Source organism: Myxococcus sp. MH1 (assembly GCF_059738865.1).
Window position 1 is genome coordinate 4,098,149 of the sequence record NZ_AP026947.1, and the last position, 14,316, is coordinate 4,112,464.

The following is a 14,316-nucleotide window of genomic DNA, read 5'->3' on the forward strand; positions in this document are numbered from 1 at the left end:
TCTGAGTGACCCTGCCGGGATTCGAACCCGAGTTTGTGCCGTGAGAGGGCACCGTCCTAACCGCTAGACGACAGGGCCGACATTTCGCTGCAACCACCGTGTTTCTGCTGCTGCTTCCTACATCCTGCTTCAGCTCTCGTCAACCATCTTGATTCGAGCTTTTTTGCTGCGGACTGCGGTGCTGCGAGCTGGGGAACTAGGATTCGAACCTAGATAAGCAGAGTCAGAGTCTGCTGTCCTGCCGTTAGACGATTCCCCAATCACTGCGGCTGCCTCTACTACCAACACCGCCCATCGACTGCAACAACTTCGGTGGGCGTTTCCTGCTGACTGCTCTACTTCTTCTTCCCTGACTTGGGCTCCGGCTTCTTCGCCGGCTTGGCCGCTTGCTGCGTCGGGACGATGTAGATGCGAACTTCCTCGTTCGCCTCGTAAATATTCAGCCCCGCGAAGTTCTTCCCCGAGGGGTTGGTGATGTGGACCGCCTTCACGCCCGGCTGGTTGACGATCTGCCTCCGAGGATAACTGCTCGTCGAGTAGACCGAGCGGTAGTAATCCAACGTCGCCTCGAAGTCTTTCGGCGCCCGGTACCGATTCTCCCCCACCTTCTGGGAGCCGTCCGGGAGCTGGGCGCCGCTGACCACCTCGGCGCTCGCCACCACCGCCCAGAGCGCACACATCAACGCGCCGAGCGGGCGCGCCTTATAAAAACGCTGTCTCATGGTGTCAAGCGCTCGCGTCATGGCTCGCGAAGATAGGGGCCGAAGCGGGGAACGTCCACCGCTTCGTGAGGCGGAGGTCACGCGCCGCGCGCCAGGGCGGCGTCGATGCGGCGCAGGGCCTCGTCACGACCCGCGAGCAGCAGCGTCTCGCCGATGCCCGGGCTCGTGGTGTTGCCCGTGATGGCGACCCGCACGGGCTGTGCCACCTTGCCCATGCCCACGCTGGAGGACTCGCTGACGGACTTCACCACGCCGTCCAGCGCCTCCACCGTCCACTCCGGCAGCGCGGCGATGCCGTCGCGCACCTTGCGCAAGAGCCCCAGCGAGTCCCCCGTGAGGTGCTTGGCCGCGGCCTTCTCGTCCAGCGTGACGCCGGAGCGGAAGTAGAGCGACGCGGTGGTCGCCATCTCCTCCAGCGTGCGCGAGCGCTCCTTGAGCGCGTGCACCAGCGGCACCAGGCGCGAGTCGCCCTTCACCTGGAAGCCCTTGGCCTCGAGGAAGGGCACCAGCCGCTCCGCGACGGTGGCCTCCGGCAGCTCCTTCATCCACTGCTGGTTGAGCCACAGCAGCTTCTCCGGGTTCCACACGCCGGAGGTGGTGCCGACGCCGGAGAAGTCGAACCACTCCTTCATCTGCTCGCGGCTGATGACCTCGTCGTTGCCGTGGCTCCAGCCCAACCGGATGATGAAGTTGTTGAGCGCCTCCGGCAGGATGCCCGTGCGCTTGTGCAGCATCACGTCCGCCTCGGGGTGCTTGCGCTTGGAGAGCTTCTCGCGGTCCGGTCCGAGGATGAGCGGCAGGTGCGCGAACTCGGGCGGCTTCCAGCCCAGCGCCATGTAGAGCATCAGCTGGGGGAAGGTGGAGTTGACGTGCTCCTGCCCGCGCGCCACCAGCGTGATGTCCATCAGGTGGTCGTCGATGACGCAGCCGAAGTTGTAGAGGGGGATGCCGTCCGCGCGCAGCATGACCCAGTCGTCCAGGTCCGAGTAGGGCTTGGTGATGACGCCCAGCGCCTTGTCGTCGAACGACACGGTGCCCTCGGTGGAGGGCATCTTGAAGCGGATGACGGCCTCCTCCTCGCGGCGGCCCTCGGGCGGGCCCTTCAGCTCACGGCACGTGCCCGGGTACTTGTAGAAGGCGCCGGCCTTCTCGGCCGCCTCGCGCTGCGCCTCCAGGTCCTGCCGGGTGCAGTAGCAGCGGTAGGCCTTGCCCTCGGCCAGGAGGCGCTGGGAGTGCTCGCGGTAGGTGTCCAGGCGCTGGGTCTGGAAGTAGGGCGCGTGAGGGCCCTCCTTGCCGGGGCCCTCGTCCCAGTCGATGCCCAGCCACTCGAGGCCGTCGAGGATGGCCTGCACCGACGCCTCCGTGGAGCGCACGCGGTCCGTGTCCTCCATGCGGACGATGAAGGTGCCGCCATAGCGGCGGGCCTGCAGGTAGTTCATCAACGCCGTCCGGGCACCGCCGATGTGGAGGTATCCGGTGGGAGACGGAGCGAAGCGGACGCGAGGGGCGGAAGTCATACGGGCGCGCGGATTAGCAGGGAGGCGGTCGAGGGGTCAACGCGGATGGGCGCGCTGAGGTATGGTGCGCCCCGAGGGAGATAACGCGTATGTCGATTCGTCAGCGATTTCGCTTGGGAATGTTGACGGTGGCGCTCCTGGGGGGATGGACCGCGTCCGCGACCACGCAGCTTCGCGTGGACGTGACGCAGCTCTCCCAGGAAGCGGATGCCGTCGTTCATGGCGTCGTGCGCCGCGTGGAGAGCCGCTGGAGCGGGGATGGTCGGCGCATCGTCACCGACATCGAGGTCCAGGTGACCGACCCGCTCAAGGGCCAGCCGGGCAACACGGTGCTAGTCACGCAGCCCGGAGGCGAGGTGGGCGACGTCGGCCAGACGGTGCATGGCCTGGCGACCTTCAAGAAGGACGAGGAGGTGGTCGTCTTCCTGCGCAAGCGCGGCGCCTCCGCCTTCCGCGTCGCCGGCATGGCGCAGGGCAAGTTCCAGGTGCGCCGCGACGAGGCCGGCAAGCCCGCCATGGTCATCCCCGAGCACTCCGACGCGCTCCTCCTGGACCCCGTCACGCGCAAGCCCACGACGGCCACGCAGAAGCCCCGGACGCTGGATGAGCTGAAGGCCACCGTGCGCGCCGCGCTGAAGAAGGGGTCCACGCCGTGATGCCCGTGGCCACGCTGCTCACGCTGATGGCCGTCGGTCAGTTCGACCCGTACGTGCGCAGCCGGGTGACGGCGGGAGACCCATCCACCCAGGCGCTGTACTGGACGGTGCCGCTCGTCACCTGGAGCCTGAACCGCGACGGCAACCCCGTCACGCCGGGGGAGACCGAGTTCCAGGCCATCCGCGCCTCCTTCCAGAGCTGGCAGGACATCTTCACCTCCTGCGGCAACCTGTCGCTGCGGGAGGGGCCGCTGGTGGACTCGCGGGAGGTGGGCTACCTGCGCGGCAAGACGAACCACAACGTGGTGCTCTTCCGCACCCAGAACTGCAGCGGGCTGGTGCAGTCGACCGACCCCTGCTGGAAAGAGGAGACGTGCGCGAACCAGCACGACTGCTGGGATGACGACGACGGCACGCTCGCCATCACCCTCACCACGTACGACAAGCGCTCGGGCATCATCTACGACTCGGACATCTCCTTCAACGCGAGCCGGTACTTCTTCACCGCGGTGGACGGGCCTCCGTGCACGGCGCAGGGGCAGAGCAACTGCGTCGCCACCGACGTGCAGAACACCGCCACGCACGAGATTGGCCACTTCATCGGGTTGGACCACACGCGCGTGACGGGCTCGACCATGTTCCCGAGCGCGCCGCCGGGCGAGGTGTCCAAGCGCGAAATCGACCCGGGCTCGCGCGACTTCGTCTGCGACGTCTATCCGAAGGGCAAGCCCAGCCAGTCCGACTTCCACCCGGCGATGGACACGCTGGTGGGCGGCCCCGTGGGCGACAAGGGCTGCTCCGCGACGGGCGCCACCGCGACGTCGATGGGGCCGGCGCTGCTCGCGTGGGCGTGGCTGCGTCGGCGCAGGCGCGGCGCGGCGGAGGGCCGCCCGTGAGAAGGCCCCTGGTGCTCGCGCTGACGCTCGTCGCCAGCGCGCCCGCCGTGGCTCAGGACACGTATCCCTACCGCCGCACCACGGCGAACGGGAACGGCCGCATGTGTCTGGTCTGGCCCGCCCCCGAGTACGTCTACCACCTGGATGCCGCCGGCAGCGCGCGCACGCCGGGCGACACGGAGGTGGCCGCCATCGAGGCCTCCTTCGAGTCGTGGCGGCGCGTGGCCGCGACGTGCAGCGACTACACGTTCCGCCGGGGCAGGGATTGGGAGGGGAAGGTGGAGGTGGGGTACATGAAGGAGGACCCCGCGTCCAACTACAACATCATCACCTTCCGTGAGACGTACTGCTTCGACGTCGCCCCTGAAGACGACGCGTGCTGGACGGAGATGACCTGCGGCAACAAGTACGCGTGCTGGGACGAGGACTCGCGCACGCTGGCCATCACCATCTCCTCCCACGGCGTCGAGAGCGGGCGGGTGTGGGACGCGGACATCGAGGTCAACGCGGCGGGGTACCTCTTCACCACGGTGGACGCTCCGCCGTGCGTGGAGGGCTCCGAGTCCGTCGACTGCGTGGCCATGGATCTGCAGAACACCATGACGCACGAGATTGGCCACGTGGTGGGGCTGGACCACGTGCCCTATCCGGGCGCGACGATGGAGCGCACCGCGCCGCTCGGTGAGACGCAGAAGCGCATCATCGACGCGGGCTCCGCCGAGGGCTTCTGCTCCATCTACCCGAAGGGGCTGCCGCCCAATCAGTGCATCATGAAGAACACGGGGCTGGCCCTCTTGGGAGACGGGCGCGGCACCGGCTGCGCCGCGGCGCCGGGCGCGGTCGTCGCCGGAGGCTGGCTGGCGGCGCTCGCGCTACTGCGTACACGGCGGCGGCGCGGCTGAGGCCCGAGATAGGAGCGCCGCCCTTGCCGGAAGGCCGGGGGCGGCGCTCACGTCCTCGAAGGGCCTGACGGACCTCAGCGGCGCGGAGCCACCAGGCGCATGCTGAAGGTGTAGTCCACGTTCACCGGATGGCCCTGGTAGATGACGGGCTTGTAGGTGCGCGACTGGAGCGAGTCCAACACGGCCTTCTCCATGTACTGCACCGTCTTGATGACGCGGCACTTCTCCACGCGGCCCTTGGTGGTGATGGTGCAGCGGGTGATCATCACACCCTCCGCCTTCGCCGCCATCGCCTCGCGCGTGTAGATGAGGTCCTTGCTCTGGTCGATCATCTCCGGCCGGGGCATGTCCTCGTTGTAGGGCAGCACGTCGCCGCGCGCGGAGGCCAGCGCCGCCGTGGGCAGCACGGGCACCGTCAGTCCGCCCGACACGCCCTTGGCCTGCGTGGCCGCCGCCGCGCCCACCGCGCCCGCCGTGGGGGGAACGGCCGGCTCCGCGGGCGCCTGCGTGGGCGCGAGCATCACCGGCGCGGACATGCCCCCGGGCGTGGCCACGGGCTCGGGCACGTCGACGTCATCCGAGGACGACGAGGAGGCGGTCGCCACCTCCACTCCGCCGCCCCGGCCGCCGCGGCGCTTCTGCAGCTTCTGCGACAGCACCACGTCACCGGAGCCGCCCGTGACGACGGTCTCCATCTGGTAGCCCTCGAGCGCGAACGTCAGCTCCACGGTGATGGTGCCATCCTCGCCCGGCGGAAGCTCCAGGGTGAACGGCGTCACGCCGCGCTCCTTGCCCCGGTAGAACACGCGCGCGCCGCTGGGCTGGCTCATCAGCTTGAAGCGGACCTTCTGGTTGCCCGCGGGCGTGGGCGCCGCCTGCGCCGCGGGAGCCACCTGCGCCGGCGCCTGCGCGACGGCGGCGGGCGTCGGCTCGGCGGGCTTGGGCGTCTCCTTGTTGCCCATGAAGAGCACCGCTCCGCCCGCGATGAGGCCGGCCACCACCACGCCGCCGAGCCCGCCCATGAGCAGCGTGCGCTGCCGGGCGCGCTGCACCGCCACCGGCACCTCGACGCTGATGTCCACGGCGAGGGTGTCACCCGACTCGGTGGACGCGCTGCCGACGCTGGAGAACAGCGGAGAGGGGTAGGGGCCCGTCGTCGTCGCGCCGCCGGGGCGCTTGAAGATGCCGCTGTTGCCGCCCGCGGACATGCTCGCCTCGCGCAGGCCCTCCAGCATCTCGTCCATCGTCTGGAAGCGGCGCGCCGGATCCTTCTCCAGGCAGCGGCGCACCACGCCCTCGATCTCAGGCGGAATCGCGAGGTCCGGACGCAGCTGCTGGAAGGTGGGCGGGGCTTCCTTGTAGTGGGCGAAGATGAGCTCGATGTGGTCGCGCGCGATGAACGGCGGCCGGCCCATCAGCATCTGGAAGAGGACGATGCCCAGCGAGTACACGTCGCTGCGCGCGTCCGTCGCGTTGCGCGCCTGCTCGGGCGCCATGTACTGCGGCGAGCCGAGGAACGTGCCGTTCTGGGTGATCTCCGGGGAGATCTGCCCCTCCTGCGGCGCCGCCACCGACTTCACGAGCCCGAAGTCCAGGACCTTCACCAGGTCCTGATCCTGCTCGTTGAGCAGCATGATGTTGGCGGGCTTCAGGTCGCGGTGGACGATGCCCAGGCTGTGCGCCTCGCGCAGCGAGCGGCAGATCTGCTGCGCGATGGCCACCGAGCGCGACCAGGACAGCGGCCCCACCTGCCCGAGCACCTGGGCCAGCGTGCGACCGTCCAGGTACTCCATGGCGATGTAGAAGATGCCGTCGTCCGTCTGGCCATAGTCGATGACGGTGACGGTGTTGGGATGGCGCAGCTTCGACGTCAGCGACGCCTCGCGCAGGAAGCGCTTCTGGAAGCCTGGATCCCTGCTGCTGGGGAAGCTGGGGTTGAGCACCTTGAGCGCGACCACTCGCTCCAGGGGGGCCTGCAGGGCGCGGTAGACCTTGCCCATTCCTCCGACACCCAGGGGCTCCAGGATGCTGAAGCGGCCGTTCAGGGTGCGACCGATGAGCGGATCCGCGCCCGGCGCGCCAGGCGTCTCGGGGTTCGGCGAGTCGCCCTTGATCATTCGTACCCCCTGACAACAAGCAACATGGATTCTCCAGGAGTGTGCCGGGTCCGCATCAAACCATATCTTCACTTCCGGACGCACTCCCCGCCTGGTGGACACCCGACCTGTCGAGGCGGCTGAGGACACACATCCGCCGCGTCGTATGGGGGACGGTCAGTTTGACCCCGCATTGACGGTTATTCCTGGCCCGGACTAGCGTGAGTCGACCCGCGCGCCAGGGCTGAAGCGGGCGGGGCCGTCCCCATGGCAGACACCCCCAACAACCCCGTGGACACACAGGTGCGCCGGGCCTCCGTCGAGGAGCGACTGGGTGCGCTGGAGCTCGAGCAGGCGCGGCTGCGTCAGGAGTTGATCTCCCTGTCGGGAGAGCTGCGACTGCCGGGGCTCTTCCTCACCCTGGACGCGGCGGGCACCAGCGCGCTGCTCGCGGCGGACGCCGTGCAGGAGGTGGTGCGATTGGTGGAACTGGAGCCGCTGCCGGGGGCGCCGCCCCATGTCGCGGGCACCTTCATCTATCGAGGCAACCCGGCCGTCGCGGTCGACCTGGCGGTGCTGCTGGGCGTGACGCGGCAGCCGGAGCTGGATGCGCACCTGGTCATCTGCAAGGGCGCGCGCCCGGTGGCCGTGCTGGTGGACCGCGTCAGGGATCTGGTGGAGGCGCCCACGTTGGTGGAGGGCACTCCCGATGGCACGGTGACTTTGCCGTGGGACCGGACGGGGTTGATGGCGGGCCTGTGCCGGACGCCCGAAGGGGTGCGGCCGTTGCTGCGCGTCTCGGCGGTGTTGGTGGGGTCGGAGGGGGCGTGAGCGAGGCCGTCCTCGATGACGCGACGCTCATCCAGGTGGAGGAGGTCCTCCGGGCCGCCTGCGGCCTGACGCTCGCGCACAGCCTGCGCCGCACGTTGGAGACGGCGCTCGCGCGCTCGTCGGAGGCGCGGGGCCTTGCGCCCGCGTCGTTCCTGCGCGGGCTGTTGCGCCGCGACGCGCAGGCGGTGGAGACCTTCATCGAGCACGCCGTCATCGGCGAGACGTACTTCTTCCGTCACCCCGAGCACCTGCGCACGCTGGCGCGGCTGGCCGTGCCGCCGGCGGGGCCGTTCTTCCAGGTGTGGAGCGCGGGCTGCGCCACGGGCGAGGAGCCGTACAGCATCGCCATGGCGTTGCTCGCGGCGGGCGTCCCCGAGGGCCGCTTCCGGGTGCTCGCCACGGATGTGTCCAACCGGGCGCTGGACCGCGCGCGCGCGGGGCTCTACGGCCCGTGGTCGCTGCGGCACATCGAGCCGGAGCTGGAGCGCCGCTACCTGGAGCCGCAGGGCGATCAGCTCTCCGTCGTCGCGCAGGTTCGCCGCTCGGTGGAGTTCCGCCGCCACAACCTGGCCAACGAGCCGCCGCCCGTGAGCGCGCCGAGCGCCATCTTCTGCCGCAACGTCCTCATCTACTTCCCGCCCGAGCTGGTGCGCCAGGTGCTCACGCACTTCGTCTCCGTGCTCGCGCCGGGCGGGCTGTTGTTCGTGTCGCCCGCCGAGGTGCCGCTCACCAACGGGCTGGGGCTGGAGACGGTGGATGCCGAGGGCAGCGTGGCGTTGAGGGTGCCGCCTCCGGGTTGGACGCGGCCCGCGCCGCCCACGCCCCGGGCCGTGCGCGACGCGGCCCAGGCGCTGCTTCGCACGGCGGCGCGGGCCGCGGCGCGTCCCTCGGCGCTGGGGGAGGGGGGCTCGACCCAACCGGCGCGCACGCCCTCGGGGACCGAGATGCCCGTCGTGAGCCTGTCCGCCATCGCCACAGGCCCGCACAAACCCCAGGGCGCGGGAGAGGCGCGGGGCCCGCAGGCCGTGCCCGCTTCGAGCGGGAGCGCCACGGGGCCCATGGAGCGCGCGCTGGACGCGGCCCGCTCGGGCCGCTTCGAGGAGGCCGAGGCGCTCGCGCGCGAGGCGGCGAAGGCGTTGGTGCCGGAGGCGTACCTGCTGCTGGCCATGGTGGCGGAGGGGCGCGGGGACTTGAACGGCGCGGTGGAGGCGGTGCGCAAGGCGCTGTACCTGGAGCCCCGGTTGGCGCTCGGTCACGCGACGCTCGTGGCGCTCTACGGACGCATGGACCGGCCCGAGGACGCGGAGCGCGCGCGACAGAACGCGCTGCGCTCGCTCGACGGGCTGGATGATGAACACCCGCTGCGTGGGGTGGAGACGATGACCGCCGGCGGCCTGCGACAGGCCCTGGTACCCAGAACTCAGGCTGGATGGCAGGGCGCGCGCTAGCGCGCGCGCTTTCGCCCGTGGGAGTCAACGTGGACCTCGAGAAGACGAAGCTGACGCTGCCAGGGCTGCTCGCGATGGGCCGCCTCAGCCTGCGCTTCAAGATTGTCGCCGTCACGGGCGTGACGGGCGTGCTCGTGGCGGGCATCCTCGTGCTCGCCTTCTGGATGCAGATGAGCAACGCGCAGCGGGAGGACTTGTCCCGGCGCTCGCACGCGGTGAGCGAGGAGCTGGCGAAGACGCTCACGCCCATGCTGTCGGCCAGCCCGGACGCCAGCCGCCTGCAGTCCACGGCGCACGGTGTCCTGCGCCATGTCCCGGACGTGGCCTACGTGCTGGTCCGCGACGCGAAGGGTGAGCTGCTCGCGGAGGTCGCCGCGGAGCGCTTCGCGGGCGCGGATCAGCCGTCCGCCGAGGGAGACACCGCGGTGGAGCGCCGGCTGGTCATCAACGACGAGGCGGTGGTGGAGTCCTCCACCCCCGTGGTGGCGCCGCAGGCAGGCGCCTCGCGCCGGGTGGGCACCGTGCAGGTGGCGCTCCACGAGGAGGCGCTCACCAACGCGCTGCGAGGCACCACGCGCTTCACGTTGGTGCTCGGCGTCTTCATCCTGGCCGCGTGCCTGGTGGCGTCGTGGTTCTTGTCCGGGCTGCTCGTCGTGCCGCTGGAGCGACTGTCGCACGCGGCGGCGGGAATCGCCGGGGGCAACCTGCGCCAGCGCTTCGACACCGAGGCCAACGACGAGATTGGCGCGGTGTCGCGCAGCTTCGCGGCCATGTCGGAGGGGCTCGCGCACCTGCTCGAGGACCTGAAGGGCGCGGCGGCGGAGATGGAGAAGGAGGCGGCGGGTGTGCTGACGACGTCCTCGCAGCAGTCCGCCATGGCGCACCAGCAGGCGTCCGCCATCAGCGAGACGAGCACCACGGTGGCGGAGATTGCCCAGACATCCAAGCAGGCCACGGCCTACGCGGACTCGGTCATCTCCCAGACGCAGAAGTCGGAGACGCTCAGCGCCGAAGGCCAGAAGGTGGTGTCGGAGAGCGTGTCCGGCATGGAGAAGCTGGGTGAGCAGGTGAAGGCCATCGCGCTCTCCATCACGGATTTGAACGAGCGCACGCTCCAGATTGGCGACATCATCAGCACGGTGAAGGACGTGGCCGAGCAGTCGAACCTGCTGGCGCTCAACGCCTCCATCGAGGCGGCGAAGGCGGGCGAGCACGGGCGGGGCTTCGCGGTGGTGGCCACGGAGATGCGCACGCTGGCGGAGCAGTCCCGGCTGGCCGCGGAGCAGGTGCGCGGACTTCTCAACGAAGTGCAGAAGGGAACGCGCGCGGCCGTCACGGCCACGGAAGAAGGCAGCCGCCGGGCGCAGGCGGCGATGGAGCTGGCGCGCGGCGCGGGCAACGCCATCCTCGGACTGTCCGAAGTCATTCGCGAATCGTCCGGTGCGGCGCGACAGATCGCGGGCAATACCCGGCAGCAGACGATTGGCGTGGAGCAGATCGCCGCGGCGATGGGCGAGCTGACGTCGGCCATGGGAGACTCCGTCATCGGGACGCGACGCATCGAACAGGTGGCTGGAAACCTGACCAATCTCTCGAAGCGCTTCTCGGACCTGGTGGGTAGGTACCAGCTATGAATGTGAATGTGGCGACGGAACGAAAGTCCTTGAAGGTCCTCATCGTGGAGGACACGAAGACCATCACCAATCTGCTCCAGGTCTACCTGATGGGCTGGGGCCTGGAGTTTGTCGACGCCCCCAACGGAGCGGTGGGGCTGAACAAGGCGCGCGAGTACAGGCCGGACCTCATCATCTCCGACGTGCAGATGCCGGAGATGGACGGCTTCGCCCTGTGCGCGGCGGTGCGCGCCGACTCCAACCTGCATGACACGCCCTTCATGCTGCTCACCTCCCTGAAGGACGACGCGAGTCGCAAGAAGGGACAACTGGTGGGGGCGAGCGCCTTCCTCAACAAGCCGGTGTCGGTGGACGACCTGCGCTCGAAGGTGCGTGACATGTTGAAGCTGCCCGCGACGAAGTGACGAGCCCATGCCGGGTGACGAGGTCAAGGTGAGCAAGGACTCCACGGGGCCCAGGCCCCAGCTCGGGACGACCGGGGTGAGCGTGGACAAGCGCCGCGAGGTGCTCGGCGCGCGCGCGCGCGCCCTGGCCGAGTCTCGTCACGAGGAGCATCAAGAGGTGCTGTCCGTGCTCGCCTTCCAGGTGGGCGGGGAGCGCTACGCGGTCCGAATCGAGCACGTGGACCATGTGCTCGAGGCGCGTGGCATCTCCTCGCTGCCCGGGGCGCCGCGGCACGTGCTGGGCGCGCTGGCCAGCCGCTCGCGCGTGGTGCCAGTGCTGGACCTCCGCCAGCTGCTGGGGCTGGAGGGCGGCGGAATGTCGGACCTGGGCAAGATCGTGGTGGTGGAGGTGGACGAGGAGTGCTTCGGCCTGGCGGCGGAGACGGTGGAGGGGCGTAAGGAGTTGCCGAAGTCGGAGCTTTCGCAGCCCCCGCCGGGACCCTTCCTGTACCTGACTCCGGACCGGCTGACGGTGCTGGAGCTGGAGCAGCTCGGGGGCCCGGCCGCGGGACGGCAGGCGCAGGAATAGGGGCGCGACATGGATCCGCAGCTCTTGCGCAGCATCTGGCCGGTCTTCTCCGCGGAGACGCGTGAGCAGATCCAAGCCATTGGAGCGAAGGTGCTCGGGTTGGAGGGCCCCTCGAACGAGCGCGAGGCGGACCTCCTGCCCTCGCTCAAGCGATTGGTGCACAGCCTCAAGGGCTCGGCGGCGAGCCTGGGGCTCGACGACATCGAGCAGGTGGTGCACGCCATCGAGGACGGGCTGACCCACATCCGCACGGATGACGGCCTTCCTCGCGACGCGGTGGAGTCCATGCTGCGCGGCCTGTCCGGCATCGAGGCCGCCATGGCCCGGGGCGACGCGGGACAGGCGCCCCAGGTGGATGGCCTGGCCGGGCTGCTCAAGTCGCTGGGCCGCGACGTGGTGCTGCCCGAGTCGGCCGCGGTGCTGTCCGGGCTCGCGGCGAAGGGGCTGGAGGCGCTGGAGTTCCTGGAGGCCGCGCTCGGCGCGCTGTGCTCGCCGGACGTGCCGGACCGCGCGGCCGTGGTGCGCAAGGCGATGGAGCGGGCGCGCGGGCTGAAGGTGCAGGCCCTGGAGGCCGGCTCCGCGCGGCTGGCCACGCTGTCCGAGTCCGCCGCGCTGGGGTTCGCGCGCATGGAGCCGGGAGGCGACGCGGCGAGTCTCGCGGCCTCCGAGGTCGCGGGCACGCTGGTGGACCTGCGCGGACAGCTCGAGCACGAGCGGCCGCCTCAAGCGGTGGCGCGCGCGGTGGAGACGTTGCGCGCGGCGCCGGTGGCCGTGGAGAACGGCGCGTCCGGTGCGCAGCAGGCGCCCGTGCAGCAGGAGGCTCGGGCCTCGACGGACCACACGGTGCGCGTGGCGGTGAAGACGCTGGACTCGCTGGCGCTCCAGGTGGAGCTGCTCGTGGCGGGGCGCTCCCAGCAGGCGCGGCGCTCGGAGAGCTACCGCGCGTTGTCGGATGGGACGCACGAGGTGCTGCGTCAACTGGAGCGCGCCGCGTCGGAGCTGACGCTCGCGGGAGGCGGTGGCGCGGCGCTGGATTCACTGCGCTCGGGCGTGACGTTGATGCGGAGCATGCAGAAGCGCTTGCTGGAGGTGTCGCGCGAGGCGCACCGGGACAGCGAGCAGCTCGCGCTGGTGGCGCAGGTGGCGCGCGATGACCTGCGGGACCTGCGCATGGTGCCCGCCTCGCAGCTGCTGGAGCCCTTGCGTCGCACCGTGCGCGAGGTGTCCGCGCGGCTGAACAAGGACGTGGCGCTGGAGCTGGCGGGCGGCGAGGTCCGGTTGGACCGGCGCATCCTGGATGCGCTCAAGGACCCGCTGCTGCACCTGGTGCGCAACGCCATCGACCATGGGCTCGAGACGCCGGACGAGCGCCGCCAGGCGGGCAAGTCCGAGACGGGGCGGCTGACGGTGCGCGTGGAGCCCCGGGGCGCGCGCATCGCCGTGGTGGTGGAGGACGATGGTTACGGGCTGTCTCCCGAGCGCGTGAGGGCCACGGCCGTGCGCCGGGGCCTGTTGACGGAGGACGCGGCCGCGAAGCTGTCCGACGCGCAGGCCGCGCGGCTGGTGTTCCAGCCGGGCTTCTCCACGCGTGAGCAGGTGACGGCGACGTCGGGCCGGGGCGTGGGGCTGGACGTGGTGCAGGCCACGGCGGCGCGGCTCCAGGGTTCGGTGGATGTGGAGTTCTGGGCGGGGCGGGGGACGCGCTTCACCGTGGACCTGCCGCTGACGCTGGCCGCGGCGCTGGGGCTGCTGGTGCGCACGGGCACGACGGTGTCCGCGATTCCGTCCGACAGCGTGGAGCGCGTGATGCGCCTCACGCCGGACGACGTGGGCACGGTGGCTGGGCGGGTGGTGGCGCGTGTGGACGGCTCGCAGCTCACGTTCCTCCCGCTGGCGGAGGCCATCGGGCTGCCCCGGCTGCCGCTCGCCATCGAGTCGGGCCGCGTGCAGACGGCGGCGCTGGTCGTCGTGGGTGGGGACAAGGTGCTGTACGCCATCGACGAGGTGGTGGGGCAGCAGGAGATTGTCGTGCGCTCGCTGGGCAAGCATCTGCAGAGCGTGCGGCATCTGGCTGGCGCGGCGGTGCTGGATGACGGACGCGTGGTGCCGGTGCTCAACGCGCCGGAGCTCGTGCGCGCGGCGAGGCCGGAGACGCGCTCGATGGCGACGGAGTCGCGTCGTCCGCGCATCCTCGTGTGCGACGACGCGCTCACGACGCGCTTCGCGATGAAGTCGTTGCTGGAGATCGCCGGCTTCCCGGTGGTGACGGCGGCGGACGGCGAGGAGGCCTGGGGCATCCTGGAGCGCACGTCGTGCCAGCTCGTGGTGAGCGATTGGCAGATGCCTCGGCTGGATGGTGTCGGGCTCGCGCGGCGCATCAAGTCACACCCGACGCTGCACTCCACGCCCATCATCCTCGTCACCTCGCTCGACAGCCCCGAGGACCGCGCCGCGGGACTCGAGGCGGGCGCGGATGGCTACCTCGTCAAGCGCGAGGTGGAGCGCGGCAGGCTGCTGGAGCTGGTGCGACAGCTCCTGCCCGCGAACGCGGCGTAGCGGCTCGAGTCGCGGAATCGGCTTCGGTGCCCTGTCCCGACCCGTGGCGGTGAGCCCCGCGTCGGAATGGAAAGGCGCTCATGCCG

12 protein-coding genes and 2 tRNA genes are annotated in these 14,316 nt (G+C 70.4%); 9 read left to right on the top strand and 5 right to left on the bottom strand.

The features are described 5' to 3' along the window. Window positions 1–6: 6 nt before the first annotated feature. From AC6JA9_RS16390 to gltX, 4 genes are all read right to left on the bottom strand, one after another. Window positions 7–78 (bottom strand) — tRNA-Glu (locus tag AC6JA9_RS16390). A gap of 110 nt (window positions 79–188) precedes the next feature. Beyond that, window positions 189–259 (bottom strand) — tRNA-Gln (locus tag AC6JA9_RS16395). A gap of 76 nt (window positions 260–335) precedes the next feature. After that, complete coding sequence (locus AC6JA9_RS16400; RefSeq protein ID WP_223746782.1) at window positions 336–722, bottom strand: hypothetical protein; 387 nt, start codon at window positions 720–722, stop codon at window positions 336–338. 77 nt (window positions 723–799) lie between these two features. Beyond that, window positions 800–2,239, bottom strand: coding sequence for a glutamate--tRNA ligase (gene gltX, locus AC6JA9_RS16405; protein WP_408890832.1), 1,440 nt, complete (start codon window positions 2,237–2,239; stop codon window positions 800–802). A gap of 89 nt (window positions 2,240–2,328) precedes the next feature. On the opposite strand from gltX, the gene AC6JA9_RS16410 reads away from it, so the two are divergent. The 3 genes from AC6JA9_RS16410 to AC6JA9_RS16420 are packed head-to-tail and all read left to right on the top strand — an operon-like array spanning window position 2,329 to window position 4,693. Next, window positions 2,329–2,895: a hypothetical protein gene (locus tag AC6JA9_RS16410; protein ID WP_408890831.1), complete on the top strand. Its 567-nt coding sequence runs from the start codon at window positions 2,329–2,331 to the stop codon at window positions 2,893–2,895. After that, window positions 2,892–3,791, top strand: coding sequence for a myxosortase-dependent metalloprotease, MXAN_2677/MXAN_2678 family (locus tag AC6JA9_RS16415; protein WP_223782995.1), 900 nt, complete (start codon window positions 2,892–2,894; stop codon window positions 3,789–3,791). Before AC6JA9_RS16410 ends, AC6JA9_RS16415 begins: the two co-directional genes overlap by 4 nt. Continuing rightward, window positions 3,788–4,693 carry a myxosortase-dependent metalloprotease, MXAN_2677/MXAN_2678 family gene (locus AC6JA9_RS16420; RefSeq protein WP_497960086.1) on the top strand — a complete coding sequence of 302 codons (906 nt, stop codon included), beginning with the start codon at window positions 3,788–3,790 and terminating at the stop codon, window positions 4,691–4,693. Before AC6JA9_RS16415 ends, AC6JA9_RS16420 begins: the two co-directional genes overlap by 4 nt. Window positions 4,694–4,767: 74 nt before the next feature. On the opposite strand, the gene AC6JA9_RS16425 is transcribed toward AC6JA9_RS16420, so the two are convergent. Continuing rightward, complete coding sequence (locus AC6JA9_RS16425; RefSeq protein WP_408890829.1) at window positions 4,768–6,810, bottom strand: protein kinase domain-containing protein; 2,043 nt, start codon at window positions 6,808–6,810, stop codon at window positions 4,768–4,770. A 246-nt stretch (window positions 6,811–7,056) separates the two neighbouring features. Between AC6JA9_RS16425 and AC6JA9_RS16430 the strand changes: the two genes are divergently transcribed. From AC6JA9_RS16430 to AC6JA9_RS16455, 6 genes are read left to right on the top strand one after another with little or no spacing between them, the layout of a single operon-like run. Beyond that, window positions 7,057–7,620, top strand: coding sequence for a chemotaxis protein CheW (locus AC6JA9_RS16430; RefSeq protein ID WP_074957366.1), 564 nt, complete (start codon window positions 7,057–7,059; stop codon window positions 7,618–7,620). Beyond that, complete coding sequence (locus AC6JA9_RS16435; RefSeq protein ID WP_223746788.1) at window positions 7,617–9,068, top strand: CheR family methyltransferase; 1,452 nt, start codon at window positions 7,617–7,619, stop codon at window positions 9,066–9,068. Before AC6JA9_RS16430 ends, AC6JA9_RS16435 begins: the two co-directional genes overlap by 4 nt. A 29-nt stretch (window positions 9,069–9,097) precedes the next feature. Further along, window positions 9,098–10,702 (top strand): methyl-accepting chemotaxis protein, encoded by a 1,605-nt coding sequence (locus AC6JA9_RS16440; RefSeq protein WP_370640331.1) that lies wholly within the window; start codon window positions 9,098–9,100, stop codon window positions 10,700–10,702. Then, window positions 10,699–11,106, top strand: a complete 408-nt coding sequence (locus tag AC6JA9_RS16445) for a response regulator (RefSeq protein ID WP_141323264.1) — start codon at window positions 10,699–10,701, stop codon at window positions 11,104–11,106. The genes AC6JA9_RS16440 and AC6JA9_RS16445 overlap by 4 nt, the downstream gene beginning before the upstream one ends. Before the next feature lie 7 nt (window positions 11,107–11,113). Then, window positions 11,114–11,674: a chemotaxis protein CheW gene (locus tag AC6JA9_RS16450; RefSeq protein WP_141323265.1), complete on the top strand. Its 561-nt coding sequence runs from the start codon at window positions 11,114–11,116 to the stop codon at window positions 11,672–11,674. Between the two features lie 9 nt (window positions 11,675–11,683). Continuing rightward, a complete protein-coding gene (locus AC6JA9_RS16455; protein ID WP_483577637.1) occupies window positions 11,684–14,230 on the top strand; it encodes a hybrid sensor histidine kinase/response regulator in 2,547 nt (848 codons plus the stop codon). The last annotated feature ends 86 nt before the right edge of the window (window positions 14,231–14,316 follow it).

Bases quoted from the DNA above. Each gene is read 5' to 3' on its own strand.
- gltX (WP_408890832.1), bottom strand. From the start codon at position 2,239: ATGACTTCCGCCCCTCGCGTCCGCTTCGCTCCGTCTCCCACCGGATAC.
- AC6JA9_RS16455 (WP_483577637.1), top strand. From the start codon at position 11,684: ATGGATCCGCAGCTCTTGCGCAGCATCTGGCCGGTCTTCTCCGCGGAG.
- AC6JA9_RS16410 (WP_408890831.1), top strand. From the start codon at position 2,329: ATGTCGATTCGTCAGCGATTTCGCTTGGGAATGTTGACGGTGGCGCTC.
- AC6JA9_RS16425 (WP_408890829.1), bottom strand. From the start codon at position 6,810: ATGATCAAGGGCGACTCGCCGAACCCCGAGACGCCTGGCGCGCCGGGC.
- AC6JA9_RS16445 (WP_141323264.1), top strand. From the start codon at position 10,699: ATGAATGTGAATGTGGCGACGGAACGAAAGTCCTTGAAGGTCCTCATC.
- AC6JA9_RS16430 (WP_074957366.1), top strand. From the start codon at position 7,057: ATGGCAGACACCCCCAACAACCCCGTGGACACACAGGTGCGCCGGGCC.
- AC6JA9_RS16400 (WP_223746782.1), bottom strand. From the start codon at position 722: ATGAGACAGCGTTTTTATAAGGCGCGCCCGCTCGGCGCGTTGATGTGT.
- AC6JA9_RS16450 (WP_141323265.1), top strand. From the start codon at position 11,114: ATGCCGGGTGACGAGGTCAAGGTGAGCAAGGACTCCACGGGGCCCAGG.